Origin of the sequence: Tenacibaculum aiptasiae, from assembly GCF_965221665.1 — a bacterium.
Lineage (GTDB): Bacteria > Bacteroidota > Bacteroidia > Flavobacteriales > Flavobacteriaceae > Polaribacter > Polaribacter aiptasiae.
Window position 1 is genome coordinate 2,347,489 of the sequence record NZ_CBDCSN010000002.1, and the last position, 24,179, is coordinate 2,371,667.

Genomic DNA, 24,179 nt, shown 5'->3' on the forward strand with positions numbered 1-24,179 from the left:
ACACCGTTTCAAATAATGAAACACTTTAGTTTTTCAATTTGCTTATAAATGAATTATCTTTAGTGTTTCTAAGAAAAGGTTTTTTGAAAAAAAAGAAACATGTATAAAGCAACACTTGATTACGCGCAAGAGCAGGATAAAAAAGATAAATTAGCTTATTTAGGAGAGCAATTTCATATACCAAAAGATAAAGAAGGAAACGACTGGTTATATTTTACGGGGAATTCTTTAGGATTACAACCTAAGTCAACTCAAAAGTATATTCAACAAGAATTAGATGATTGGGCAAAATATGGGGTAGAAGGACATTTTGAAGCAAAAAATCCATGGTTGCCATATCATGAGTTTTTAACAGATAGTATGTCTAAAATTGTAGGAGCTAAGCCGTTGGAAGTTGTGGTGATGAATACGTTAACTACAAACCTTCACTTGCTAATGGTCTCTTTTTATCAACCAACAAAAAAGAAATATAAGATAGTAATAGAAAGTGATGCATTTCCATCTGACAGGTATGCAGTTCAATCACAATTAAAGTTTCATGGATTTGATGTAGAAGACGGTTTAATTGAATGGAAACCAAGAGAAGGAGAAGAGTTGTTAAGGATTGAAGACCTTGAACAGATTGTTTCTGAACAAGGAGATGAAATAGCATTATTGTTAATAGGTGGGGTAAATTACTATACAGGGCAATATTTAGATTTAAAACGTATAGCAGAAATAGGTCATGCTAAAAACTGTTTTGTAGGAATAGATTTAGCACATGGTGCAGGAAATATTTCACCAGAATTACACAATTCAGGAGTAGATTTTGCAGCTTGGTGTACTTATAAATATTTAAATTCTGGTCCAGGAAGCTTAGCGGGGTTATTTGTGCATGAAAAGCATGCAAAAAATAAAGAATTGCCTCGTTTTGCAGGTTGGTGGAATCATAATAAAGAAACGAGATTCAATATGCGTCAACCATTTGATGTAATGGACGGAGCAGAAGGATGGCAATTATCAAATCCACCAATATTATCTATGGCAGCAATTAGAGCATCTTTAGATATGTTTAACGATGTTGGAATGGAAGCTTTACGTGAAAAGTCGGAAAGACTGACTGGGTATTTTGAGTTCTTGATTAATCAAATAGATACAGATAGAATTAAAGTTATTACCCCATCAAATCCAAAAGAAAGAGGGTGTCAGTTGTCAATACAGGTACAAAATGCTGATAAAAGTTTACATAAAAAGTTAACAGAGAATAATATAATTACTGATTGGAGAGAGCCAGATGTTATACGATGTGCACCAGTACCAATGTATAATAGTTTTGAAGATGTATTTAAAATGGTAGAAATCTTAAAAAGTTTATTATGAGTTTAGAAGTTCATGTAAAAGATGTTGTAAGAAGAAATGTAGAAGAGATTTTTAAGGCTATAGTTGATAAAGAAAAGATTTCGAAATATTTTGTTTCTGAAGCTAGTGCGAACTTAATTCAAGGAACTGAAGTGAAATGGGAGTGGAAAGATTTTGGAGCAGAATGTATGGTAAGTGTATTATCCGTAACAGAAAATAAAGAAATTGTTTTTAGTTGGGCAGGTAATCAAATTGTAACTGAGGTAGAAATGAAATTTACCAGTAATGATGATGCTACTACAGAGGTTAATATAACTGAAAAAAGTTATGAGAATACTCCAGAAGGAATAAAGAAAACAATGCAACAAACACAGGGTTGGACAGATTTTTTATGTTCACTAAAAGCATATTTGTATACAGGTATCAATCTGAGAAACGGAAAAATGAATTAATTCAGTTTTATGAATAAAAAAGATAATATAGTAGTAGTAGGAGCTGGTTTATGTGGTTCGTTATTGGCCTTACGTTTAGCGCAAAGAGGATATAAAATAGCAATGTATGAGAGTCGACCAGATTTACGTACAACAGATATATCAGCAGGTCGTTCGATTAATTTGGCATTGTCAGATAGAGGTTTTAAAGCTTTACGTTTGGCAGGAGTAGAAGAAAAAGCAAGAGAGATTTGCATTCCAATGTATGGACGTTTAATACACGACACAGAAGGGAATACATTTGCTTCAAATTATTCTGGTAGAAATGGTGAATATATCAATTCAATTTCTAGAGGAGATTTAAATGGAATTCTATTAACAGAAGCAGAAAATCATGAAAATGTAACAATACATTTTAATAAAAAATGTACTTCAGTAGATATAGAAAATACAATAGTTCATTTTAAAGATTACGAAACCAAAGAAGAGTTTTCAGTAAATGCAGACGTTGTTTTTGGAACAGACGGTGCTGGTTCTATACTGCGAAAAAGCTATTATTTAGAAAGAAAGTTTTTGTTTAGTTATTCGCAAAACTATTTAACACATGGATATAAGGAGTTAGAGATTCCAGCAGATGCTTTAGGAAAACATCAAATAAGTAAAGATCATTTACATATTTGGCCTAGAGGTAAGTATATGTTAATAGCATTGCCAAACTTAGATGGGAGTTTTACAGTAACCTTGTTTTTAAGTTATGACGAAGGAGAATACAATTTTAATAACTTAACAACAGAAGAAAAAATTACAGAGTTTTTTGAAAAAGAGTTTCCAGATGCATTAAAGCTGATACCAAGCATAAAAGATGAGTTTTTTAACAATCCTACAGGAGCGTTAGGAACAGTTAAGTGTTCACCGTGGTCTTATAAGGGGAATACCTTACTTATGGGAGATGCAGCTCATGCAATAGTACCTTTTTATGGACAAGGAATGAATGCTTCTTTCGAGGATGTAACAGTTTTTGATGAAATATTAGATATATGTGAATGTAGTTGGGAAGAGGTATTTAAGGAATATCAAAAGCAAAGAAAGGAAGATACTGATGCAATTGCAGATTTAGCAATAGATAATTATTATGAAATGCGAGATCATGTAGCAAATCCATTGTTTAAACAAAAACGAAAAATAGAAATGGATTTGGAAAGTAATTTTCCTACAGAGTATTTCTCAAAATATTCAATGGTCACTTTTAATGATGAAATTTCATATTCAAAAGCAATGAAAAAAGGAAGAGCTCAGGATAAAGCTCTATTAAATCTTATTGCGGATAATGAAGTGATTACTTCTTTAGATATGACAAAAGAAGAGTTGGCTGTAGTATTAAAAAAGGTACAGGAAGAAACAAACGAAATTCTAGAAGAAGATAAAGTAGCAGGTTTAAAATAATTGTATCATGGAAAATAAAACAATAGAAGAACTTAACAAAAGAATAAAGTTACTAAAGGTGGTAGCTAAAGCTATGACCGTAGCATTAATACTGTTATTAGCTGTTACTATATATGGTTTGTTAACAAAAGAAAATAAAACAGTTTTTATTACTTTATTGCCAATAGTGTTTGGGTTAAGCACAATTCTCCTTTTACAATATTCAAGCGTAAAAAAGATAAAAGAAGAGATAAAACAAAGAGAAAAGTAGAAATGGTATACATTGTTTTATTACGTGGAATAAATGTCTCGGGAAAAAATAAAATTTCAATGGCAGAATTACGAGAATTGTTAAACAGCCTCGATTTTAAAAATGTTCAAACCTACATTCAAAGTGGTAATATTATTTTAGAGTCAGAAGAAACAAAAGAAACTATTAGCAAGAAGATTAAACAAAGTATACATCAAAAGTACGAGTATGATGTTCCAGTAATAGTTAGAACCGTAAGCGAATGGGAAAAAGCAATTAAAGCATATCCTTTTTCTATAGAGAATGAAAAAATAGTGGCTTTTTCATTTTTAAATACAATGTCTAGCCAAACAGAAATTGAAGTTAAAGGAATAAAAGAAGATCAATATAAAATAGATAAAGATGTAGTTTATCTGCATTGCCCATCAGGTTTTGGGAGAACAAAATTGACTAATAATATTCTTGAGAAGAAGTTAGATGTAATAGCCACAACAAGAAATTATAAAACAACAGTAAAGTTGCTCGAAATGGCAACAAACGAATAAAGGAAATGGATAGTAAAGTAATCAAAGGGAAAGCAATACCAAGAGGAAAATTTCCACATGTAAAACAAGTAGGGGATTTTATATATGTATCAGGTACAAGTTCAAGAAGACCAGACAACTCTTTTGAAGGAGTAGAGGTAGATGAGTTTGGGACTACAAATTTAGATATAAGAAAACAAACAAGAGCTGTTATAGAAAATATAAGAGATATTTTACAGGAAGTAGGAGCTGATTTATCTGATATTGTAGATGTAACTTCATTTCTGGTAAATATGAATGATTTTGGTGGTTATAATGAAGTATATGCAGAGTATTTCGATTATAACGGACCAACTAGAACAACAGTTGCAGTGCATCAATTGCCACATCCACATTTGTTGATAGAAATTAAAGTGGTGGCTTATAAAAAACAATAAATCTTTTGGAGGTGTTCATTCAAAATAAAGAAGAGTTAGCCTATAAAGGGTATTCAATTACTAAACAAATCTTTAGTAAAAAAGAATGTTAGTTAAAATGCAAAACATTAAAAATTATATAAACGGAGAATTTCAATCGCCAATTAATGGAGGATATATAGATAATTATAATCCGTCAGTTGGAGAGGTTTATGGGCAGATACCAAATTCAACAAAAGAGGATGTAGAATTAGCTTATAAATCAGCAGAATCTGCTTTTAAAGAATGGTCAAATACTACTTTAGAAGAAAGAAGTAATATTTTGTCTAGAATAGCCCAGTTAATTCAAGAAAAATTACCTGAATTAGCTAAGGCAGAAGCAAAAGATAATGGAAAACCTTTAAGTTTAGCAACAGCGATAGATATACCAAGAGCTTCATCTAATTTTCAGTTTTTTGCCAATGCAATAACTCAATTTTCTTCTGAAGCACATGAAAGTGTTGGGTTAGGGGCAATGAACTTTACATTGCGTCAACCAATAGGAGTAGTTGGTTGTATATCACCATGGAATTTACCGTTGTATTTATTTACTTGGAAAATAGCTCCAGCTATTGCAGCAGGAAACTGTGTAGTAGCCAAACCAAGTGAAGTAACTCCAATGACTGCTTATTTGTTAGGAGGAATATGTACCGAAGCAGGTTTACCAAAAGGAGTATTAAATATAGTACATGGATTAGGAGGAACAACTGGTCAAGCAATTGTAGAGCATCCAAATATTAAAGCCATATCATTTACAGGAGGAACAGCCACAGGAGCACATATAGCTCGAGTAGCAGCTCCAATGTTTAAAAAGCTTTCTTTAGAGCTAGGAGGAAAGAACCCTAATATCATATTTGCAGATTGTGATTATGATAAAATGTTAGCAACTACAGTACGTTCATCATTTGCGAATCAAGGGCAAATTTGTTTATGCGGAAGTAGAATTCTTGTAGAAGAAAATATCTACGAACAGTTTAAAAAAGATTTTGTTCAGAAAGTAGCTGAGTTAAAAGTTGGAAATCCATTTGATGAGGATACTAATGTAGGAGCCTTAGTGTCAAAACAGCATTTAGAGAAAGTGAAATCCTATATAGAAATAGCGGAAGAAGAAGGTGGAAAAATACTTTTTGGAGGAGAAACGGTTACAGTTGAAGGAAGTGAAAGAGGATATTATTTACAACCAACAATTATAGAAGTTCAAAGTAATGATTGTAAACTCAATCAAGAAGAAATTTTTGGACCTGTTGTAACAATAATGTCTTTTAAAACAGAGGAAGAAGCACTTTCGCTAGCCAATGATGTAAAATACGGATTGTCATCAACTTTATGGACTAATAACTTAAATAGAACCATGCAATTTAGTAAACAATTGCATGCAGGTATTGTTTGGGTGAATACATGGTTGTTACGCGATTTAAGAACACCGTTTGGGGGTCAAAAAGATAGTGGAGTTGGAAGAGAAGGAGGATTCGAAGCTTTACGATTCTTTACCGAGCCTAAAAATGTTTGTATTAAATATGAATAAAGAAATAAGGCAAAAAATTGTAAGAATTTGCGATGAAAAGATAGTTAAGAAAGGAGAGAATGTTGGAGTGTCTTTTTATGCATTTTTCAAAAATAAAAATGACAATCCAGAATTGTTAATGGAAGTAGCAACCTGGTGGATACAAAAACATAGGTTAGATCACTTTGAAAAAGCGATTAAAATAAAAACAATGATTTGTAATAACGATTAGAAATGAATTTAAATATAGATAATAAAAACGCATTAGTTTGCGGTAGTACTCAAGGGATAGGAAAAGCATCAGCAATACAGTTGGCAGAAGAAGGAGTAAATGTGACGTTAATAGCTCGTAATGAAGAAAAGTTAAAAGCAGTATTGGCAGAATTACCAAATAAAAACCAGAATCATAATTATATCGTAGCGGATTTTTCTAATCCATTAGAGCTAAAAGAAAAAATTAAAGCTTCTGATTTAAATTTTCATATTCTAGTAAATAATACAGGAGGACCAGCAGGAGGGCCAGTATTTAATGCACAATTAGACGAATTTGAAAGAGCGTTTACGCAGCATTTAAAATGTAATCATGTATTGGTTCAAGCTTTAGTGCCGTTTATGAAAGAAGCAGAATATGGTAGAATTATTAATGTGATATCAACTTCTGTGAAACAACCGTTAGATGGATTAGGAGTTTCGAATACAATCCGAGGAGCTGTAGCAAATTGGTCAAAAACGTTAGCAAATGAGTTAGGGCAGTTTAATATTACAGTAAACAATGTTTTACCAGGTGCTACAGGTACAGAGCGTTTAAATGAGATAATTAATAACAAGGCTAAAAAGACAGGTAAATCTGTTGAAGAAGTTGCTGAAACAATGAAAAATGCATCGCCAGCAAAACGTTTTGCAAAACCAGAAGAAATTGCAAATGCAGTGGTTTTCTTAGCGAGTGAGCGAGCTAGTTTTATTAACGGGATTAATGTTCCTGTAGATGGAGGAAGAACAAAATCATTATAAAATCTAAATAGTCATGAGTAAGTTAGTACAACCTTTGAATTTTAAAAAGTGGATAGATGAACATCGTCATTTGTTAAAGCCACCAGTGGGGAATAAACAAGTATGGAAAGATGGTGAATATATTGTAATGGTGGTAGGAGGTCCTAACAACCGTAAAGATTATCATTATAATGAAACCCCAGAGTTTTTCTACCAAGTAGAAGGAGATATGGTATTGAAAATTATTGACGATAAAGGTGAAATGGTTGATGTAGAAATTAATGAAGGAGATATTTATTTATTACCAGGAAAAGTACCACACTCTCCACAAAGAAAAGAAAACACTGTAGGTTTGGTAATAGAGTATCCTAGAGCTGAAGGAATGATGGATGCTTTAGAATGGTACTGTGAAAATTGTGGGTCGCAATTATATAGAGAAGAATTTGCTTTAGATAATATTGAAACAGATATGCCTATAATTTTTGATAAATATTATTCAGATAAAGAAAAATGTACTTGTTCTAATTGTGGAACAGTAATGGAAGCTCCAAACAAAGTAAAATAATGATTGAGGCTGCAAAAGAGAGTTTTTTAAAACAAGGTTTTATGAAAACCTTAGGAGCGGAAATTATTCATATTGAAAAAGGACTGCTCAAAATCCGATGTAAAAAGCAAGAAGGCTTAACACAACAACATGGATTTTTTCATGCTGGAGTATTAACAAGTATAATGGATGTAGCTTGTGGGTATGCAGCCTTAACAACTATGCAAGAAGGTTCAGATGTTTTATCAGTAGAGTTTAAGACTAATTTACTGCGACCAGCAAAATCCGATGTTATCATTGCTACAGGACGTGTAGTGAAAAGCGGAAGAACCTTAGTGTTTTGCGAAGCAAAAGTTACTGATGAAAAAGAAGAAATACTATACACAACAATGCAAGGAACAATGATTTCCTTAAAACCAACCAACTAAAATGAAACGTAAATTAAGAATAAACGGACATTCACATTTGTTACCTTATCCAGAAGAGATTCCACAGTTTATGAAAGACAAAGGGATTTTTTGGGTAGACAAGGACAAAAAATATATGCTTCAAAAAAACTGGAAACGACCAGTTACTGACTCTTCATTTTTCTTGGAAGAAAAGTTGGCTTGGATGGAGCACTTTAAAATAGATCATGCAGTAGTACTAAATTTATCTCAGCTATATGGAAATGGTTTGCGTTTAGAGGAAATGAAACAAGCTTTGCGTTTTCAGAATGATTTCAATGCAAGAGTACAGCACGATCATCCAAATAAATTTACTTGTGGATTTGTAGTGCACCCAGGTTTTGTTAGAGGGGCTTTATGGGAAATAGAACGTTGTGTTGAGGTTTTGGGTATGAGACTGTTGTGTTTACCAACACATTATATGGATACTATAGGTACATGGCGTTGTATTTTTGATGAAGAAAATGAACCTATTTTTGAATTAGCTAATAAGTATAATTTAGCTATTGAAATTCATCCATATGATGGAGAAAAATTTATTAAACTAGAAAATACTTCTTGGCGTTTTCATTTAATTTGGATGTTAGCACAATGTGCAGATGCTTATCATTTCTTAACGCTTAATGGATATTATGAAAAATATCCTAATATGCGTATATGTTTTGCTCATGGAGGGCAGTTAGCGCAAATGAATATAGGTCGTCGTATTCAAGGTTTTGATGGGCGTTCAGATTTGTTCGAGGGTAAACAACACCCAAGAAAAGCAGTAGGACATAAGAATATCTTTTTTGATACTTTAGTGCACGATACAGGTTCTTTAGAGTTATTAATAAAAAACCAAGGGTCGAAGCAAGTATTAATAGGGTTAGATGACCCTTATCCATTAGGGGAAATGGAAAGTGATAAACAATCGTCATATCCAGGAAAAATATTAGATTTAGCCATCGATAGAAGTATTATTAGCGAAGAAGAGAAAGATGAGATATGGGAGGATAATGTACTTCAGTGGTTGTATGGAGATGATGAAAAAGCAAAACAAAATTTAATCAATAAAATTATTCAATAAATGAATCAAGTAACACAGTTTCATAACCTATCACATATTTGTATATCGTTCATTGGAGCTGTGTTACTATTAGCAATTTATTATAATATTAGAAAACGATTTAGAGCAGTTTTAGAAGAAGGAAATTCTATAAAAAGGGTTGACAGAGGTTTGCTTTATTTTAGTTTTGGAATGTTAGTTTGGGTGGTTTCAGGTACTTGGGCTTTTGTTGCAAATTACTTTTTATTTGAAACCACAACAAAGTATCAGATAGGGGTCAATATTTTGTCTACAATAAATAACTTGTTTTGGTTGTTGGCTTTGTATTATGTATATGATGCGCCAAAGTTTATTTATAGAAATGAAAAAAATGTAAAGATTATTGCAGTAATAATTTTGGCAGTTGCGAGTATAACTTTGTTATTGTCATCTATAGTAGGAAATGAAGTGTTTTATGGAATAAAACTAGCTTCAGTACCAGATGTCCTACTTACTACCTTTTTATGTTTTTTAATGGGGGTTTCTTTTTATAGAACTTTTATGCATCGCGATTTAAAACTAGTAGCTTTTATTTCTATTATAGCAATAACATTGTTGTTTGTTTCGCAATTATCGGATGTATTTGTGAATTTGGATGATGATTTTGTTAATCAATTAATACGAATCATTGCTAAAACATCTTTGGTTTCAGTGTTTTTAGTGTTAGGAACAAGTTGGGTAATACAGTTAGCTAGCATGCCTAAGCCTAATGAAATGAAAATTGGTTTTTTAGATTGGTCGTTAGTGCAGTTAAGTATTCCTTCAAAAGGAATTATTAATGAAAAAATTGATTTTGGTTCAAAAACAACTCAGTATAAAAACCTTATGAACTTTGCTTATAAGAGAAAGTATTTAGAGCCAGAAAAGCAATCGATAGTAGTAAATTCAGGAGGAGAAATTAAAAGTCAAACATATTTAACACGAATAATAGATAATATTAATGGGATACTTTCTTTAGAGGATGAAAATAAGTTAGAGCGCAAAGATTTAATTACTTTTATTGGAGAAAGTAAATATCGTTTGCGCATATTACCTGAATATATATCATTTGATAAAGCTCTCTTAAAAGAATTTGAAAGAGAATTATAACGTGTTTAATTTTCCAAGTAGTTTGAAAAATTTACTTTGTGTTTTAGCAAATTTATAATTGTTTTCAATTGCTTTTAATTGAGTTTCAATTAGTTTTACTTCTCTATAATTAATTAAAAAAACAGAACTTTCTCCTAGAGTAAATTTTCTTTCTTCACTTTTTACAATAGTATTGTAATCGTTTACAAGATTTTTTAGAATATTATTTTGAGTTTCTAAAGAGGCTATTTCTTGTTCGGTAGCCTTAATTTTGTTAAGTAAGCTTGTTTTTGTTGAAGCAATTTCAAAGTCTATGTCTTGCAATTTTATTTTGGCTAACTTTAAATCACCTCTAGATTTTCTTAAAAATAAAGGGATGCTTACTTGAAGTGATTTTTTATAGTTGGCAACTTTAAAAGAATCGAAATTATTAATATCTGAACTTAAAAGGTTGTACTGGAAATCTACTTTAGGTAATAAGTTATTAATTTTTAGGTTTTTGTTAATTTGTAAGTTTTTCCTCTTTAACTCTAATAATTTTAATTTAGGATGTCCATCGATACTAGTTGAGGTATTGATGATAGAATTATTTAAAAGAACTTCAATTTTTGAAAAAGTATCAGGTGTAGGAGTAATACTTTCTCTTAATACCATAGGGGTGTTGTCTCCAATCCATAAATAGTTAGATAACTCTAAAGTAGATTTAACATATTTAATTCTGGCTTTTTCTAAATCTAGTTTTCTGCTGTCAAAATTTATTCGAGCCTCTAAAGTGTCAATAGCAGGTTTTTCTCCAGCTTTGTAACTTTTTATAACATTATCTAATCTAAATTTAGCATTGTTTTTATAGTTTTTAAAAACATCAAAACTTTGATAATGCTTAGCCCAATTTAAGTAAGCACTAATGGAGTTAAAAAGAATGTCATTTACAACAAGTTGTTGTTCTAGTTTTCCTTGTTTTACGTATAATTTAGCCTGTTTTAAAGCAGCCATTCTTTTATTTATAAAAAGATTTTTAGCAAGAGAAACAGAAATACCTACGTTGTATAATCCATTTTCAGGAACATTTAGCTCTGGATTTAAATATTGACCTGAGTTGTTTTCATAACTACCTTTTAGCTCAATTCCATACCAAGTTGGAATTTTAAAAACTGAGTTTAATTTCTCAAAATATTCGGTGTTTTTAAACTCTTTTTTTTCAAAATCTACTTCAATTTTAGGATCAAAAGCTCCTCTTGCTTTTAGTAATTTAGCTTCGTTTGTGCTTGTAATTAAATTTGCTTGTTTAATTACAGGGTGAAACTTCTTTACATATCCTAAATATTCTTCTAAGCTTAATTGATTTAAACTAGTACTGTTTTGAGAATATGTGCAAAAACCTATAAATAAAAATATAAAAAGTAAACTCTTAAACTTCATTATTTCTTCTTCTTGTCTTTTTGATTATTATCTTTTTTTGGTTGATAGAAGTTAGGAGGGAAGCTGTTTATTTGTCTCCATAGTTCAAACCAAATAGGTACATTTTCTAATAAGGCAATGGTTTTAGCTCCAGAACCTACTCTAATAGCTTTTGGCCATGGTTGAGAATCATTGTTAGGAACAATCAATACACGGTATTTACCATTGTCGCTAATAAAATTTTCTATTGCAATCACTTTAGCACTATAAGTACCATAAGATGCGTTAGGCCATCCACTAAAAACAATAGCAGGCCATCCATCAAATTGTACACGTACTTCTTCGTCAATATGAATAAGAGGTAAATCTATTGGTTCTATGAACATTTCTACTGCTAAATCGTAATTTGCAGGCATTATTTTAACTAAGGCTTCACCTTCTTTAAAAGTCTCACCAATACCAGACTTAATAGCTTTATTAATGTACCCATCTTGAGGTGCAGTAACATATAATAGAGAATTTCTTTTGCTATAATTAGATAAGCTTGTTTCTAATTTAGATACTTGAACTTCTGCATCTAAAGCATTTGATTCAGCTGTGTATAAATTACTTTCAGCCTTTGAAATTTTATCAGTATAAGATGCCTGAATACTATTTATTGCAATTTGTGCATTTAATACGTTGTTTTTAGAATTAAGTAGCTTATTTTCTTGAGAAACCAATTTAGCTGATTGTTCTTGAAGCTTTGCTCTTTTTTCTTCTACATCCTTTACAGCTTTTAAACCCTCTTTTTCAAGCATCACTGTTCTGTCAAATTGAGTTTTTGCAATTTGTAGTTTTATTTTTACAGCTTTTAAATCTATGCTGTCAGTTTTAACTTTTAAATGAGATTGCTCTAGTTTATTTTTAGCTTGCTGTAGTTTTAAAACACGCTCGCTTTTTAAGGCGCTAATTTGTGTTTTTAAAGCATTTACTTTGTTGTTATATGCTTTTACAGAAAGACTTTTAGAGTTTAATTGTTGTCCAGTTCTTTCGGTTAGTTTGCTGTCAAAATAATCGCTTTTTATTTCTGAGATTCTTAAAATTGTATCACCTTTTTTTACAAAAGTACCTTCTTGAACAAACCATTGCTCAATTCGCCCAGGAATTTGAGATTGTAAAGTTTGTGGACGTTGATTAGGTTTCAAAGTAGTTACTCTACCAGCACTAGAAACATTTTGTGTCCATGGTAAAAACAGTATAATTGCAAGAGCAAATAAAAATCCTAGTAAAAACTTTCTAAAAAGTCTATGGTGTACTTTAGTAAAGATAACTTTACCAGATTTCAATTTGGTTACATCAATATGGTTTGAGATACTATTCGTAGATATGTTTAACATATTTATGTTCTTTTTAGTTTACAATAACTCCTTTTACAAGGGTTATTTGTTTGTTGCACTTCTTTTTCCAAGCATCGTTACTGCTTACTATAATTAATCCCCAAGGTTTTGATTTGTCAGTGATGTAATCAATTATTTTTTGAGTTTCCTCTTTTTCTAATTGATCAAGAGGGTCTTCTAGTATTAGCAGTTTTGGTTTACTTATTATAGCTCTTGCTAAAATTAATTTTTTAGCTACTGTGTAACCAATTAACTTACCTTCTGGTTGAATATAAGTGTCTAAGCCGTTAGGTTGATGTTTTAGAAAATAAGACAAACCAATGGCATCAAATAATTCATAAATTTCTTCATCGGTAATTTTTTCATCACCAAAAGTTATGTTTTCACGAATAGTACCTTCAAATGGAGTTTCTTCTGAAAGTGATAACCCTAAATTTGATCTATAACTATTCAATAAAAGGCTTTTTATCGATAAATTATTGATAAAGATATTTCCAGAAGTTGGTTCAATAACTCCAGCAATCATTTGCAATAAGCTAGATTTTCCTGAGCTACTTTTTCCTTGAACTAAAACTCTATCTTTTGGATTAATTGTAAAAGAGATATCATTAAGTATAGGTGTTTCCTTTGCTGAAGTTACATAGCTTGCATTTTGAATCTCTATTTTAAATTCGTCAAAATTCTCAACATTTGTTCCTTTTTGAGATTCAATTGGTTTATCTACTACTTGACCTAGTTTTTCAATTGAAGTTAATACATCGTAAAAAGATTCAAGTCCAACAATAAGTTTTTCAACAGAGTTAATAACCAATAAAATGATGATTTCTGCTGCAACGAATTGACCAATATTCATTTGCTGGTTCAATACAAGAAATCCACCAATTAACAATAGCCCAGCAGTTACTATGACTTTAAAGCTAATCATTTGAATATACTGAGTAACTAATACTCTAAAGTGGCTTTCTCTTGACTGTAAGTATTCACTTACTAGATCATCACTTTTTTGAAGTGCTAAAGTTGTTTTACCTGATAACTTAAAGCTAATAATAGTACGAGCAATTTCTTGTAACCAGTGTGCAACTTTATATTTGTTTTTAGATTCTTTTAAACTAGTTTCTAATCCTTTTTCTGCGGTGAATTTAAATACTACATAAATTAATAGCAGTAAAAGAATTCCAAATACAATAAAAAATGGATGATAAAATGAAAGTAATATTAAGGCAAAAATAATTTGTAAAAATGCCGAAGGTACATCAATAAGAACTTTAGAAAGTCCTTTTTGAATAGTTAGTGTATCAAAAAATCTATTAGCCAATTCAGGAGGGTAATAGTTTTCTAATTCTTTCATTTTTATTTTAGGAAATCGATAACTTAACTCAATAGAAGCTCTGGTAAATATTCGTTGTTGAATAGTTTCTATGATTCTAATTTGCATCAATTTCAAAACTCCACTAAACCCTACACCACAGGTAACTAATATTACCAAAACAATCCAAGAAGCTGATACCTGAGCAGCTTGAAGTAAATTAATAATAGCTTGTATTCCTAAAGGAAGAGAAAGGGCAACAATTCCTTCAAATATGGCGTAGTATCCAATTTGGAATGTATCTTTTTTTTCAAGGTTTAATAAGCCAACAAAACGTTTCCAAGGGGTTAGTGTTTTATTATCGTTCATTAGCAAGAGTGTTAAGAGTTAAGTCAATAAAAAATGATGTTGGTGTTATTTGGTCATCACAATTCGTTAATGTTTTAAAATGTTGTCTAATGAATTGTTGATGTAAAGCTCCTTCAATAATAGTACTAGCTAATGTTAAAGGGTGTTTGTATGAAGGTGTATATTGGCTAATAATGCTTGCTAACCGTCTAACCACTTCTTTGTATAATCTAAAAAAGCCTTCTTTGTTTTCTGAATCTACCTTTTTTGTAGAATAAGATTTAGAATTTTCATCTATTACAATTCGGTTTAATAAAATCTCATTAATGTGAGAGAAATTACTATCCTGTTTAGTAGTTTTAGTAACTACTTCAATGGCTTTACTTAGCTTATCTTTTGAATCTTGAATACTATAAGTTTCAATAACTAATTGATATTGTATCCATCCCCAATACCAGGAAGTTAGGTAGATTAATAGCTTGTGCTTACTTTCAAAATATCTATAAATAGAACTTTCGTTTGAACCTATTTTTTGACCTAGTTTTTTAAAGTTAAATTTTTCAAAACCAATTTCTTCAATAAGTACAATACTATGCTCAATAATTCTTTTTCCTAAATCGGATGTCTCAGGGTCTTTAATATAAATTCCACAAGGGATTTCAATTTTAAGATTTGAAAGTAGATTTTTCATAAATAATTATTATATCTGCAAATTTAATAGTATTACTATTAACTTAGTGAGTTAAAATGTTAAATCTTTATTAATGCTAGGTTTTTTAAAGGTTACAAAAACTCACAAAACTTATTTTTTATAACAATTTACTACAGTGTTTTAAAAAGTTTTAGTCAAAAAATAGTTTAGCTAAAACTTTTATTTATATGAAAACTTATACGTCAACAACAGATGTTTTTGGTCACCCAAGAGGACTATTGTATTTATTTTTTGCAGAATTATGGGAGCGTTTTTCCTTTTATGGTATGAGAGCCTTGTTGGTGCTTTACATGACAAAACACTTACTTTTTTCAGATGAAATGTCTTTCGGAATTTATGCAGCTTATATGTCTTTAGTATATGTAACTCCAATGATTGGAGGTGTACTTGCTGATAAAATTTTAGGCTTTAGAAAGGCTATTATATTAGGAGGTGTTTTAATGGCTTTAGGTCACTTTTTTTTAACTTTTGAACATCCAGTGTTTTTCTATAGTTCATTATCGTTAATAATAGTAGGAAATGGTTTTTTTAAACCGAATATATCTTCTTTTGTAGGAAAGTTATATAAGAAAGAAGATACCAGGCGAGATGCAGGATTTACAATATTTTATATGGGGGTTAATATAGGAGGAGCAGTAGCTCCATTATTATGTGCATGGTTAGCAGAATCATATGGCTGGCATTATGGATTTGTTTTAGCTGGTATAGGGATGTTAATAGGTTTATTGGTTTTTAACAATGGGCTTAAAAGAGAAGTCTTTGAAGATCACGGTTTAATTCCTAACGAAGCATTGTATAATAGAAAAAATTTAGGGATAAAGTCAGGGAATTTAGTAACAATTGGAGCTTTTTTGTCAGTACCTATTTTTGCATTAATTGTACGTTTTCATCAATTTGAGCATTATTTGGTTTGGGTAGTTTCGCTTTTTTTAATTGTTTACTTAAGCTATATTCTAAAACAGGTTACTTTGTCAGAACGTAAACAGTTATTAGTGGCAGTATATTTTACAGTTTTGTATACATTATTTTCGGCCATTTTTGAACAAGCAGGGAGTTCGTTGACATTATTTGCTGATAGAAATGTTAATTTAGTTTTAATGAATGCAGCTCAAACGAACAGTATAAATTCAGGTTTTATAATACTGTTGGCAATACCATTTTCAATGCTTTGGATCTTTTTAAACAAGATAAAAAGAAACCCTAACTCAGTAGTTAAATTTGGTTTAGGATTGTTCTTTTTAGGTTTAGGATTTGTTGTATTTGGTTTATCGGCTCAACAGGTAGATGAGTTTGCTAAAACGCCAATGTTTTATTTGGTGTTAGGAACTTTTGTATATACAGTAGGGGAGTTGTTTTTGTCACCAATAGGTTTGTCGAAAATGACAGAATTATCACCGTTAAAATATGTAGCTTTTATAATGGGAGTTTGGTTCTCTGCTAATTTTTACGGACATTTTTTTGCTGGAAAAATAGCTAAACTAACAGCTGTCTCTAATGGCGAATTAGGAGTGTTTTCAAAAGGTGTCTTTGGAGAGGTTACAGAGTTTGTAACTGGTTTGTCGAGTGATGTTATAATGCAAAAAACAGAAGTGTTTAAACAGTTGTATACTTATGTGTCAGTGTATGCAAATTTTGGAATTATAGCTTCGTTAATAGGGGGATTAGTTATAATCTTTTCTTTGCCTATAAAACGAATGATGAAAGGTGTTCATTAAATAAAATATTAATCAAAAAAAAGCCTAAGATTTGTTCTTAGGCTTTTATATATATGTGTAATAAGTTTTATTTAAAAGTAGAAGTGATGTTGATAGCAACTTCGTCCCAAGTTTTTGAAACACCATCTTCACCTTTGTGTAAATCTTTACAAGCTTCGTTTAAAGAAGCTAATGCTTTTTCAGCTTTCCAATCGGTAATCTTCATTACTCCACTTAGACTAAAATTCTTTCCATTGATAGAATACTTAAAAGGAAGCTTTTTGGTAACTCCATTCATAGTTAAATCAGAATATCCAATAGAATCGTTTTCTAGAACTAATTTTCCAGAAAGTAATTCAGTTTTATCCATTACAGCAAAAAAGAATTTTTTGATTTTAAAATCTCTACTAGAATCTTTAGTGAAAATACTGCTAACAGGAATAGAGAATTCAGCATTATTAATAGCTTCTTTTGCTGTGTTTCCTTCTCCGTTTGAAGTAATAGTTACTTTTTTAAACTGACCGTTAACAGGAGTTTTACCAGTAGTTTTATATGCTGTCCAGTTGATAAGGTTGTCTGCATCTTGTAAAACAAAAGCAGCCTTTTTTTCTACTTTAACCTCTGGTTTAGCAGGAGCTTCTTTTTTTGCTTCCGATTTACACGATACTAAGCTACCTATAGTAGCACATATTAATAATGAAGAAATAATTTTTTTCATAAGGATTGTTTATTTTATAATTGAGTTGACTAAGTTGATATATTCTCTTTTTGCATCATCTTCACTCATTCCTTTTAATTGCATCCAAGCATTAAACTTAAAAGCATTTCTCAAGTTATCGTCGGTATTAAAAGAAAATTGGTCTCCTTTAACAGCTTGCTTATAATATGCATATAGTTTAAGCATAATATCAGGAGGGAGTTTTTCTTTAATCCGAGAAGCTTTTTCGTAAGCTTTATTAAACTCTATATCTAGATCGTTAATCATGAAGAATGATAAGGTGTATAATTACATTATATAATGTACATACAAATATACGAAGGGAGCAAGAAAAAACAAGCTATCTAGCCTATCTAATAGTCCACCATGTCCAGGCATAATTGTACCGCTGTCTTTTACTTTTGCTTGTCTTTTAAATTTCGATTCAACTAAATCGCCTAAAGAACCCAATATAGAAACAATAATTGCGATAACAATCCAATTTATAGTTGAGAAAACATTGGAGAATTTTGCAATTAAAATACCAGCAAGAATAGAAAAAGCTAAGCCTCCAATAAAACCTTCAATTGTTTTTTTAGGAGAAACAGATTCAAATAATTTATGCTTTCCAAAATTTTTACCAACTAAATAGGCAAAACTATCGTTAGTCCATATGATAATAATGATATAAATAATCATATTAGGAACATAGTTATTATCTATAAAAGGTAGTTTTATTAAAAAATAAAAAGGAAGTATTAGGTATATAATATGTAATCCTAACTTTTGAATAAAACTGCCGTATTTAATCGGTTTTGTGCTAATAAGTAAATAAAGTAATCCTGTTAGTCCAACTAAAGAGATTGCAATTAAAGGCTCTGTCAACGAAAAAGCTGGTTGTTTTATTGATAAGAATACAATTGCAATTAAAAATACATAAGGGATAATGTTTTTAAGATTTATGATTTTAGAAAATTCATAAATACAAACGGTTGCAAAAATTGCAAGTAATCCTATATATGTTTCTGCTGAAAATAGAATAGCAGAAATAAAAATTATAGCATAAACAAGTGCAGAAATACTTCTTGTTATAAGATTGGACATATTTATATCTTAAAGGTCTTCAAAGAGCAGCAAATATAAGTTTTTTGAGTTACTATTTCCATAACTTAAAAAACTATCATCTTCAATATCTATTTTGTAATTTGTAGTTGAGCTAATATTTGTAGGAATATTACCACTAAAATGAGTTTTAATTCCTGTTAAGCCTTCTCCCATGTTTTTAACGAGTTGACTTGTAGTAGCATAAACAATAAAATGCTTTGAATGAGATGATAATTTATTGCTTCCTAGTTGGTTAGAGGAGAATAAGATGTCTCCTTTGTTGGCTATTAAATGTTCACAAGAAGTGAAGAAAGGAATAGATTCAGAAGAATGTTTTTGGATACTAACATCTACATTTTCAACAATTTTTAATAGGTCAAAATCGGTACAAGTAACTTTTTTCCAGTTATTTTCTTGTAGAATATGCTTTAAATTATTGGTAACTTCTTTAATAGATGTGCAGTATAAGAATTTCCCTCCTTTATTGATAAAGTTGTGTACGAAAGAATCATCTAGAGAAAGATTGACCTCTTGTTCGTTAATCTTTTTTTCTCTAGATGATTCTGTATATGATTTAAATAATTTTTTAAAAAAACTCATTAAATAATAAAACTATTCTTCAGTTAATGTGTTTGTTTTCTCGTTATCTTCTTTTTTTTCAAATGGTCTTTCACCAAATACTTTTACTAAATCAGCTTTAAAGATAACTTCTTTTTCAAGTAATAATTCTGAAAGTAAAGTAAGTTTATCTTTATGTTCTTCTAAAATATCAATAGCTCTTTGATATTGTCCTTCAATTATTTTAGAAATTTCTTCATCAATTGTTTTAGCAGTATCGTCACTATATGGTTTTACAAAAGAATCGTTTCCTGATGAATCGTAATAAGTGATGTTTCCTACTTTTTCATTTAAACCATAAACGGTAACCATGGCACGAGCTTGTTTTGTAACTTTTTCCAAGTCGCTTAAAGCTCCTGTAGATATTTTATCAAATATTAATTTTTCTGCGGCTCTACCTCCCATAGTAGCACACATTTCATCTAACATTTGTTCTGTTTGAACAATTTTTCTTTCTTCTGGTAAATACCAAGCAGCACCTAATGATTGTCCTCTAGGTACAATAGTTACTTTTACTAATGGAGCTGCATGTTCAAGCATCCAGCTAACTGTAGCGTGACCAGCTTCATGAAAAGCAATGACTTCTTTCTCTTTAGGAGTAATTACTTTGTTTTTCTTTTCTAAACCACCAACAATTCTATCAACAGCATCTAAGAAATCTTGATGTTCAATAGCAGGTTTGTTGTTTCTAGCAGCAATTAAGGCAGCTTCGTTACATAAGTTTGCTATATCTGCACCAGAGAAACCTGGAGTTTGTTGTGCTAAGAATTCTAAATTAGCATTGTCAGCTAATCTTAATGGTTTAATATGTACTTCAAAAATTTCTCTTCGTTCGTGTAAATCTGGTAAATCTACGTATATCTGACGATCAAAACGACCAGCACGCATTAAGGCTTTATCTAACACATCTGCACGGTTAGTAGCTGCTAATACAATAACATTTGTGTCAGTACCAAAACCATCCATTTCAGTTAATAACTGGTTTAAAGTGTTTTCACGCTCATCATTACCACCTGTCATACTGTTTTTACCTCTAGCTCTACCGATAGCATCAATCTCATCAATAAATATGATTGAAGGTGATTTTTGTTGTGCTTGTTTAAATAAATCTCTTACACGAGAAGCACCAACACCAACAAACATTTCAACAAAATCAGAACCAGATAAAGAGAAGAAAGGAACTCCAGCTTCTCCAGCTACTGCTTTAGCTAATAATGTTTTTCCTGTACCAGGAGGTCCTACTAGTAAAGCTCCTTTAGGAATTTTACCTCCTAATTTTGTGTATTTTTCAGGAGTTTTTAAGAAGTCAACAATTTCTTGAACCTCTTCTTTAGCACCTTCTAAACCAGCAACATTTTTAAAAGTTGTTTTTACTTTTGTGTCTTGATCAAAAAGTTTTGCTTTAGATTTTCCAATATTGAAAATTTGACCACCACCAGCTCCTCCACCAGCTCCTCCAGACATTCTTCGCATAAAGAATAACCAGATAGCTATTAGTAGTATAAAAGGTAAAAAGCTGATAATAGTATCAAACATACTTGTTCTTTCGATGTTAGCTTTATCGAAATCAAGATTGTTTTCTTTTTTAGCTTTGTCAATTTCGTTTTCAAAATTCTGTAAATCACCGAAGTTATAACTATATAAAGGTGCTCCTTTTCTGTAAAAAGGAGAATCAGTTAATTTTTTGTGATCCTCTTTTTTCTCAGCTTCAGGCTTTAAGAATATTTGAGCTACATTATTATTCTCAACAACAATCTTTTCAATATCGTTTGCCTTCAAGATTTTTGTGAACTCATTTTTAGAAATATTTCTAGATCCTAAATCTCCAGAATTAAAATAGCTTATTCCTAAAAGAATAACTAAGATTGGTATGTACAGCCAAAACGAATTAAAAGTAAATTTTGGCGTATTTTTTTTCTTTTCACTCATAAAATAAGGTGTCTAAATTTGTTAGCAATTAAGCTGGGTTAATTTCAGTGATTTTTGCATCTCCCCAAAGACTTTCAATATCATAGTATTCACGTACCTGCTTTTGAAATATATGTACAACAACATTTACGTAATCCATAAGAACCCATTCAGCATTTCCTTGCCCTTCAACATGCCAAGGTTTATCTTTAAGTTCTTTACTTACTAATTTTTGTATAGAGCCAGAAATGGCATTAATTTGTGTGTTAGAATTACCAGAACATACTATAAAATAATCGCAAACAGTATTCTCTATTTCTCTTAAATCTAGTAGTTGGATGTCTTCTCCTTTTACCTCATCAATCCCCTTTATAATCACAGCTATTAAATCGTCCGCGCTTGCTTGTTCTTTTGTCATCAAAAAAATTTAAGTTTTAGCAAAGTTATTATTTTTTTGCGAGTAATTTATGTAATATTGATACTTGTTTTACTTGCAAAACTTATATGAAAATAATCAAACTTGATGCCATCGATTCTACCAATTCTTTTTTGAAGGAAATGGCAGAAAATTCTATTGTTGAAGACTTTACTGTTGTAGTAGCAAAAAGTCAAACTTCTGGTAGAGGTCAGATGAACGCTAAATGGGAGGTGAGGTCTGGTAAAAACCTGACTTTTAGTGTCTTTTGTGAGTTTAGAGACTTGCAGATTATTAATCAAAAAAGTTTAAGTTATAGTGTTGCATTAAGTGTTTTTGAAGTACTAAATCGTTTAAAACTACCTAAGTTATCTGTAAAATGGCCTAACGACATTATGTCAGGAAATAAAAAAATAGCAGGTGTTTTAATTGAAAATGTTTTAAAAGGGAAACAAATTAGTTCATCAATAATAGGAATTGGAATTAATGTAAATCAAGATAGTTTTCCTATTAATTTACCCAATGCATCATCTTTGAAAAAAATTCTAAATAAAGAGTTTGATTTGGATCTTCTACTAAACGAAATAATTTTAAGTCTTCAAGAAAAAATTGAAATTTTAAAGAAGAAGGAATATCCATTTTTAGAAAAAGAATATTTGAAGGTTTTGTATAAAAAAAATGTTCCGTCTATGTTTAAAGACAAACAGAACATTTTATTTATGGGTAAAATAATTGGAGTTTCAAGTATTGGAAAACTCCAAATAGAATTAGAAGATGAAACCGTTAAGGAATTTGACCTTAAGGAAGTTTCATTTGCTTAATTTATATTTTTGAAATATTATCTGTTAATGTTTCAATAAATTTAGTTAATGGCTTTTTTACCATCATTGCCATCATAGGATTAAAATCTCCATTGAACTTTAATACAACTTCACATTCGTTTTCAGATACTTCACTAATATCTGAAGATAAAGTAAAAGGTAATTTACTGCTAGCAGCTCCTAAAGTAATGTTTGAGTACTCAGTTTTCTCTTTCATTACTAATCTTATTTCTGGCATTCCTTTTAAGCCAAAAATAAAACTGTCACCATCAACTTCAAATTTTTGAGTGTTTTCTGGCATTAATTGTTCAAAGTTTTCAAGTTTAGAAAAAAAATCAAAAATATCTTTTGCCGATTTTTTTACTGTTACTTTATTTCCTTCAATATTCATGTGTTTATTTTTTTATGATTCTTGTTTCCATTCACTAGGACCAACTCTCCAATCTTCTAAAAGTCTTAACTCTTCGCTGGTAATATATTTACTATCTAATGCTTGTTCTAGTAAATATTCATAATTACTTAAAGTAGTAAGCTCAACATTTGCAGCTTCGAAGTTTTCAGTTGCTACAGCAAAACCGTAAGAAAAGATAGCAATCATTCCTTTAACGTTTGCATGCGCTTCTTTTAAAGCTTTAACAGCATTTAAACTACTTTTACCAGTACTAATTAAATCCTCAATTACAACAACATTTTGACCGCTTTCTAAATGTCCCTCAATTTGATTTTTTCTACCGTGTTTTTTTGGTTCAGGGCGAACATAAATAAAAGGAACACCTAATTCTTGAGCTACTAATATACCAATAGCAATAGCTCCAGTAGCAACTCCTGCAATTACATCAGGTTTACCATGTTTTTCCTCAACTAGTTTTGCTATTTTTTCTTTTAAAAAATTTCTAACTGGTGGGTAAGATAAAGTAACTCTATTGTCACAGTAAATTGGTGATTTCCAGCCTGAAGCCCAAGTGAAAGGCTCGTTAGGGCTTAATTTTATTGCTTTTATCTGCAAAAGAAGTTCAGCTGTTTTTTTTGCCGTATCTTTGTTAAAATCCATAACGCAAATGTATAAAGTTTTTGTTAATGATAAGCCAATAATTTTTACAACTTCAATAAAAAATGAAGAAAATTATCCTGCTTTTATATACAAAAACACAACTTTAGATGAAGTTATTTATAAGTTGAAGTTGGGTAAGTTACAAGGCGTTTATTTATTTTCAACCAATTTGCCTAAAGACTGGGAAGATTTTAGAATGAAGTTTAAAGTAATGATTGCTGCAGGAGGATTGGTTTTAAATGATAATGAAGAAGTCTTATTTATTTATAGAGGAAATAAATGGGATTTGCCAAAAGGACGAATTGAGAAAGGAGAAGGCATAGAAGAAACCGCAATCAGAGAGGTTGAAGAAGAATGTGGAGTTTCAAACTTAGAAATAATAAGAAAGTTAACAAATACCTATCATTTATTCCTTCAAAAAGGAGAGCATCGATTAAAAGAAACCCACTGGTACTTGATGCATTCTACACACCAAGGAGCATTAACTCCTCAAATAGAAGAAGGAATAACCAAAGTTGTTTTTAAGAATACAGAAGAAACAACTGTAGCACTACAAAATACTTACTGTAATATTAAATTGGTATACAGTCACTATAAAGAAATGATTAATTAGTGACACTATGTCATTTATTGTACATGTTTTTAAAACTTTTTCTGCCAAAACAAAAGCAA

The 24,179-nt window shown here is 30.6% G+C and carries 28 protein-coding genes; 16 read left to right on the plus strand and 12 right to left on the minus strand.

Going from position 1 to position 24,179, the window contains the following annotated elements; translation table 11 throughout:
• Nucleotides 1-99 precede the first annotated feature (99 nt).
• The 13 genes from kynU to ACOQN8_RS11225 all read left to right on the plus strand — a co-directional run bounded on the left by kynU (nucleotide 100) and on the right by ACOQN8_RS11225 (nucleotide 10,077).
• Nucleotides 100-1,359: a kynureninase gene (kynU, locus tag ACOQN8_RS11165; RefSeq protein WP_420552727.1), complete on the plus strand. Its 1,260-nt coding sequence runs from the start codon at nucleotides 100-102 to the stop codon at nucleotides 1,357-1,359.
• A complete protein-coding gene (locus ACOQN8_RS11170; RefSeq protein ID WP_420552728.1) occupies nucleotides 1,356-1,790 on the plus strand; it encodes an SRPBCC domain-containing protein in 435 nt (144 codons plus the stop codon). Before kynU ends, ACOQN8_RS11170 begins: the two co-directional genes overlap by 4 nt.
• A gap of 9 nt (nucleotides 1,791-1,799) precedes the next feature.
• Nucleotides 1,800-3,212 carry an FAD-dependent oxidoreductase gene (locus tag ACOQN8_RS11175; protein ID WP_420552729.1) on the plus strand — a complete coding sequence of 471 codons (1,413 nt, stop codon included), beginning with the start codon at nucleotides 1,800-1,802 and terminating at the stop codon, nucleotides 3,210-3,212.
• Nucleotides 3,213-3,219: 7 nt separating this feature from the next.
• Nucleotides 3,220-3,462: a hypothetical protein gene (locus tag ACOQN8_RS11180; protein WP_272150320.1), complete on the plus strand. Its 243-nt coding sequence runs from the start codon at nucleotides 3,220-3,222 to the stop codon at nucleotides 3,460-3,462.
• Nucleotides 3,463-3,464: 2 nt separating this feature from the next.
• Nucleotides 3,465-3,986: a DUF1697 domain-containing protein gene (locus ACOQN8_RS11185; RefSeq protein ID WP_420552730.1), complete on the plus strand. Its 522-nt coding sequence runs from the start codon at nucleotides 3,465-3,467 to the stop codon at nucleotides 3,984-3,986.
• A gap of 5 nt (nucleotides 3,987-3,991) precedes the next feature.
• A complete protein-coding gene (locus ACOQN8_RS11190; RefSeq protein WP_150900691.1) occupies nucleotides 3,992-4,402 on the plus strand; it encodes a RidA family protein in 411 nt (136 codons plus the stop codon).
• Nucleotides 4,403-4,499: 97 nt separating this feature from the next.
• Complete coding sequence (locus tag ACOQN8_RS11195; RefSeq protein WP_420552731.1) at nucleotides 4,500-5,945, plus strand: aldehyde dehydrogenase; 1,446 nt, start codon at nucleotides 4,500-4,502, stop codon at nucleotides 5,943-5,945.
• Nucleotides 5,938-6,156: a DUF6500 family protein gene (locus ACOQN8_RS11200; RefSeq protein WP_420552732.1), complete on the plus strand. Its 219-nt coding sequence runs from the start codon at nucleotides 5,938-5,940 to the stop codon at nucleotides 6,154-6,156. Before ACOQN8_RS11195 ends, ACOQN8_RS11200 begins: the two co-directional genes overlap by 8 nt.
• Nucleotides 6,157-6,158: 2 nt before the next feature.
• A complete protein-coding gene (locus ACOQN8_RS11205; RefSeq protein ID WP_420552733.1) occupies nucleotides 6,159-6,935 on the plus strand; it encodes an SDR family oxidoreductase in 777 nt (258 codons plus the stop codon).
• Between the two features lie 13 nt (nucleotides 6,936-6,948).
• A complete protein-coding gene (locus ACOQN8_RS11210; protein WP_150900696.1) occupies nucleotides 6,949-7,479 on the plus strand; it encodes a 3-hydroxyanthranilate 3,4-dioxygenase in 531 nt (176 codons plus the stop codon).
• Nucleotides 7,480-7,520: 41 nt separating this feature from the next.
• A complete protein-coding gene (locus tag ACOQN8_RS11215; protein WP_272150325.1) occupies nucleotides 7,521-7,886 on the plus strand; it encodes a PaaI family thioesterase in 366 nt (121 codons plus the stop codon).
• A 1-nt stretch (nucleotide 7,887) separates the two neighbouring features.
• The gene (locus tag ACOQN8_RS11220) at nucleotides 7,888-8,970 is read left to right on the plus strand and encodes an amidohydrolase family protein (RefSeq protein WP_299123845.1); all 1,083 of its coding nucleotides are present in this window, start codon (nucleotides 7,888-7,890) and stop codon (nucleotides 8,968-8,970) included.
• Nucleotides 8,971-10,077 carry a hypothetical protein gene (locus tag ACOQN8_RS11225; protein WP_420552734.1) on the plus strand — a complete coding sequence of 369 codons (1,107 nt, stop codon included), beginning with the start codon at nucleotides 8,971-8,973 and terminating at the stop codon, nucleotides 10,075-10,077. It begins immediately after the preceding gene.
• On the opposite strand, the gene ACOQN8_RS11230 is transcribed toward ACOQN8_RS11225, so the two are convergent.
• From ACOQN8_RS11230 to ACOQN8_RS11245, 4 genes are read right to left on the minus strand one after another with little or no spacing between them, the layout of a single operon-like run.
• A complete protein-coding gene (locus ACOQN8_RS11230) occupies nucleotides 10,072-11,475 on the minus strand; it encodes a TolC family protein (protein ID WP_420552735.1) in 1,404 nt (467 codons plus the stop codon). The genes ACOQN8_RS11225 and ACOQN8_RS11230 overlap by 6 nt on opposite strands.
• Entirely contained in the window at nucleotides 11,475-12,833 is a 1,359-nt protein-coding gene (locus ACOQN8_RS11235) for an HlyD family secretion protein (RefSeq protein WP_420552736.1), read from the minus strand. The genes ACOQN8_RS11230 and ACOQN8_RS11235 overlap by 1 nt, the downstream gene beginning before the upstream one ends.
• A gap of 13 nt (nucleotides 12,834-12,846) precedes the next feature.
• On the minus strand, nucleotides 12,847-14,508 hold the full coding sequence (locus ACOQN8_RS11240) for a peptidase domain-containing ABC transporter (protein WP_420552737.1): 1,662 nt from the start codon (nucleotides 14,506-14,508) through the stop codon (nucleotides 12,847-12,849).
• A complete protein-coding gene (locus tag ACOQN8_RS11245; protein ID WP_150900703.1) occupies nucleotides 14,498-15,178 on the minus strand; it encodes a TetR/AcrR family transcriptional regulator in 681 nt (226 codons plus the stop codon). The genes ACOQN8_RS11240 and ACOQN8_RS11245 overlap by 11 nt, the downstream gene beginning before the upstream one ends.
• A 188-nt stretch (nucleotides 15,179-15,366) precedes the next feature.
• On the opposite strand from ACOQN8_RS11245, the gene ACOQN8_RS11250 reads away from it, so the two are divergent.
• Nucleotides 15,367-16,914, plus strand: coding sequence for a peptide MFS transporter (locus ACOQN8_RS11250; RefSeq protein WP_420552738.1), 1,548 nt, complete (start codon nucleotides 15,367-15,369; stop codon nucleotides 16,912-16,914).
• 67 nt (nucleotides 16,915-16,981) lie between these two features.
• Here ACOQN8_RS11250 and ACOQN8_RS11255 read toward each other — a convergent pair whose 3' ends face one another.
• From ACOQN8_RS11255 to rsfS, 6 genes are read right to left on the minus strand one after another with little or no spacing between them, the layout of a single operon-like run.
• The gene (locus tag ACOQN8_RS11255) at nucleotides 16,982-17,611 is read right to left on the minus strand and encodes a YceI family protein (protein ID WP_420552739.1); all 630 of its coding nucleotides are present in this window, start codon (nucleotides 17,609-17,611) and stop codon (nucleotides 16,982-16,984) included.
• A 9-nt stretch (nucleotides 17,612-17,620) separates the two neighbouring features.
• On the minus strand, nucleotides 17,621-17,878 hold the full coding sequence (locus tag ACOQN8_RS11260) for an acyl-CoA-binding protein (RefSeq protein ID WP_150900706.1): 258 nt from the start codon (nucleotides 17,876-17,878) through the stop codon (nucleotides 17,621-17,623).
• Nucleotides 17,879-17,899: 21 nt separating this feature from the next.
• On the minus strand, nucleotides 17,900-18,694 hold the full coding sequence (locus ACOQN8_RS11265) for a phosphatidate cytidylyltransferase (RefSeq protein WP_420552740.1): 795 nt from the start codon (nucleotides 18,692-18,694) through the stop codon (nucleotides 17,900-17,902).
• Nucleotides 18,695-18,703: 9 nt separating this feature from the next.
• Entirely contained in the window at nucleotides 18,704-19,294 is a 591-nt protein-coding gene (locus ACOQN8_RS11270) for a hypothetical protein (RefSeq protein WP_150900708.1), read from the minus strand.
• Between the two features lie 12 nt (nucleotides 19,295-19,306).
• A complete protein-coding gene (ftsH, locus tag ACOQN8_RS11275) occupies nucleotides 19,307-21,241 on the minus strand; it encodes an ATP-dependent zinc metalloprotease FtsH (RefSeq protein WP_420552741.1) in 1,935 nt (644 codons plus the stop codon).
• Between the two features lie 28 nt (nucleotides 21,242-21,269).
• Nucleotides 21,270-21,638, minus strand: coding sequence for a ribosome silencing factor (rsfS, locus tag ACOQN8_RS11280; RefSeq protein WP_150900710.1), 369 nt, complete (start codon nucleotides 21,636-21,638; stop codon nucleotides 21,270-21,272).
• Nucleotides 21,639-21,724: 86 nt separating this feature from the next.
• Between rsfS and ACOQN8_RS11285 the strand changes: the two genes are divergently transcribed.
• Nucleotides 21,725-22,456 carry a biotin--[acetyl-CoA-carboxylase] ligase gene (locus tag ACOQN8_RS11285; RefSeq protein WP_420552742.1) on the plus strand — a complete coding sequence of 244 codons (732 nt, stop codon included), beginning with the start codon at nucleotides 21,725-21,727 and terminating at the stop codon, nucleotides 22,454-22,456.
• A gap of 1 nt (nucleotide 22,457) precedes the next feature.
• On the opposite strand, the gene ACOQN8_RS11290 is transcribed toward ACOQN8_RS11285, so the two are convergent.
• Nucleotides 22,458-22,847 carry an SRPBCC family protein gene (locus ACOQN8_RS11290; protein WP_235275734.1) on the minus strand — a complete coding sequence of 130 codons (390 nt, stop codon included), beginning with the start codon at nucleotides 22,845-22,847 and terminating at the stop codon, nucleotides 22,458-22,460.
• Nucleotides 22,848-22,859: 12 nt separating this feature from the next.
• Nucleotides 22,860-23,507: an orotate phosphoribosyltransferase gene (pyrE, locus tag ACOQN8_RS11295; RefSeq protein ID WP_150900713.1), complete on the minus strand. Its 648-nt coding sequence runs from the start codon at nucleotides 23,505-23,507 to the stop codon at nucleotides 22,860-22,862.
• A gap of 7 nt (nucleotides 23,508-23,514) precedes the next feature.
• Here pyrE and ACOQN8_RS11300 point away from each other — a divergent pair, with 7 nt between their 5' ends.
• A complete protein-coding gene (locus ACOQN8_RS11300; protein ID WP_420552743.1) occupies nucleotides 23,515-24,120 on the plus strand; it encodes an NUDIX hydrolase in 606 nt (201 codons plus the stop codon).
• Nucleotides 24,121-24,179 lie beyond the last annotated feature (59 nt).

Bases quoted from the DNA above. Each gene is read 5' to 3' on its own strand.
- rsfS (WP_150900710.1), bottom strand. From the start codon at position 21,638: ATGACAAAAGAACAAGCAAGCGCGGACGATTTAATAGCTGTGATTATA.
- ACOQN8_RS11290 (WP_235275734.1), bottom strand. From the start codon at position 22,847: ATGAATATTGAAGGAAATAAAGTAACAGTAAAAAAATCGGCAAAAGAT.
- ACOQN8_RS11180 (WP_272150320.1), top strand. From the start codon at position 3,220: ATGGAAAATAAAACAATAGAAGAACTTAACAAAAGAATAAAGTTACTA.
- ACOQN8_RS11265 (WP_420552740.1), bottom strand. From the start codon at position 18,694: ATGTCCAATCTTATAACAAGAAGTATTTCTGCACTTGTTTATGCTATA.
- ACOQN8_RS11210 (WP_150900696.1), top strand. From the start codon at position 6,949: ATGAGTAAGTTAGTACAACCTTTGAATTTTAAAAAGTGGATAGATGAA.
- ACOQN8_RS11230 (WP_420552735.1), bottom strand. From the start codon at position 11,475: ATGAAGTTTAAGAGTTTACTTTTTATATTTTTATTTATAGGTTTTTGC.
- kynU (WP_420552727.1), top strand. From the start codon at position 100: ATGTATAAAGCAACACTTGATTACGCGCAAGAGCAGGATAAAAAAGAT.
- ACOQN8_RS11220 (WP_299123845.1), top strand. From the start codon at position 7,888: ATGAAACGTAAATTAAGAATAAACGGACATTCACATTTGTTACCTTAT.
- ACOQN8_RS11270 (WP_150900708.1), bottom strand. From the start codon at position 19,294: ATGAGTTTTTTTAAAAAATTATTTAAATCATATACAGAATCATCTAGA.
- ACOQN8_RS11235 (WP_420552736.1), bottom strand. From the start codon at position 12,833: ATGTTAAACATATCTACGAATAGTATCTCAAACCATATTGATGTAACC.
- ACOQN8_RS11190 (WP_150900691.1), top strand. From the start codon at position 3,992: ATGGATAGTAAAGTAATCAAAGGGAAAGCAATACCAAGAGGAAAATTT.
- ACOQN8_RS11170 (WP_420552728.1), top strand. From the start codon at position 1,356: ATGAGTTTAGAAGTTCATGTAAAAGATGTTGTAAGAAGAAATGTAGAA.
- ACOQN8_RS11205 (WP_420552733.1), top strand. From the start codon at position 6,159: ATGAATTTAAATATAGATAATAAAAACGCATTAGTTTGCGGTAGTACT.
- pyrE (WP_150900713.1), bottom strand. From the start codon at position 23,507: ATGGATTTTAACAAAGATACGGCAAAAAAAACAGCTGAACTTCTTTTG.
- ftsH (WP_420552741.1), bottom strand. From the start codon at position 21,241: ATGAGTGAAAAGAAAAAAAATACGCCAAAATTTACTTTTAATTCGTTT.
- ACOQN8_RS11215 (WP_272150325.1), top strand. From the start codon at position 7,521: ATGAAAACCTTAGGAGCGGAAATTATTCATATTGAAAAAGGACTGCTC.
- ACOQN8_RS11185 (WP_420552730.1), top strand. From the start codon at position 3,465: ATGGTATACATTGTTTTATTACGTGGAATAAATGTCTCGGGAAAAAAT.
- ACOQN8_RS11300 (WP_420552743.1), top strand. From the start codon at position 23,515: ATGTATAAAGTTTTTGTTAATGATAAGCCAATAATTTTTACAACTTCA.
- ACOQN8_RS11195 (WP_420552731.1), top strand. From the start codon at position 4,500: ATGCAAAACATTAAAAATTATATAAACGGAGAATTTCAATCGCCAATT.
- ACOQN8_RS11240 (WP_420552737.1), bottom strand. From the start codon at position 14,508: ATGAACGATAATAAAACACTAACCCCTTGGAAACGTTTTGTTGGCTTA.
- ACOQN8_RS11175 (WP_420552729.1), top strand. From the start codon at position 1,800: ATGAATAAAAAAGATAATATAGTAGTAGTAGGAGCTGGTTTATGTGGT.
- ACOQN8_RS11250 (WP_420552738.1), top strand. From the start codon at position 15,367: ATGAAAACTTATACGTCAACAACAGATGTTTTTGGTCACCCAAGAGGA.
- ACOQN8_RS11285 (WP_420552742.1), top strand. From the start codon at position 21,725: ATGAAAATAATCAAACTTGATGCCATCGATTCTACCAATTCTTTTTTG.
- ACOQN8_RS11225 (WP_420552734.1), top strand. From the start codon at position 8,971: ATGAATCAAGTAACACAGTTTCATAACCTATCACATATTTGTATATCG.
- ACOQN8_RS11255 (WP_420552739.1), bottom strand. From the start codon at position 17,611: ATGAAAAAAATTATTTCTTCATTATTAATATGTGCTACTATAGGTAGC.
- ACOQN8_RS11260 (WP_150900706.1), bottom strand. From the start codon at position 17,878: ATGATTAACGATCTAGATATAGAGTTTAATAAAGCTTACGAAAAAGCT.
- ACOQN8_RS11200 (WP_420552732.1), top strand. From the start codon at position 5,938: ATGAATAAAGAAATAAGGCAAAAAATTGTAAGAATTTGCGATGAAAAG.
- ACOQN8_RS11245 (WP_150900703.1), bottom strand. From the start codon at position 15,178: ATGAAAAATCTACTTTCAAATCTTAAAATTGAAATCCCTTGTGGAATT.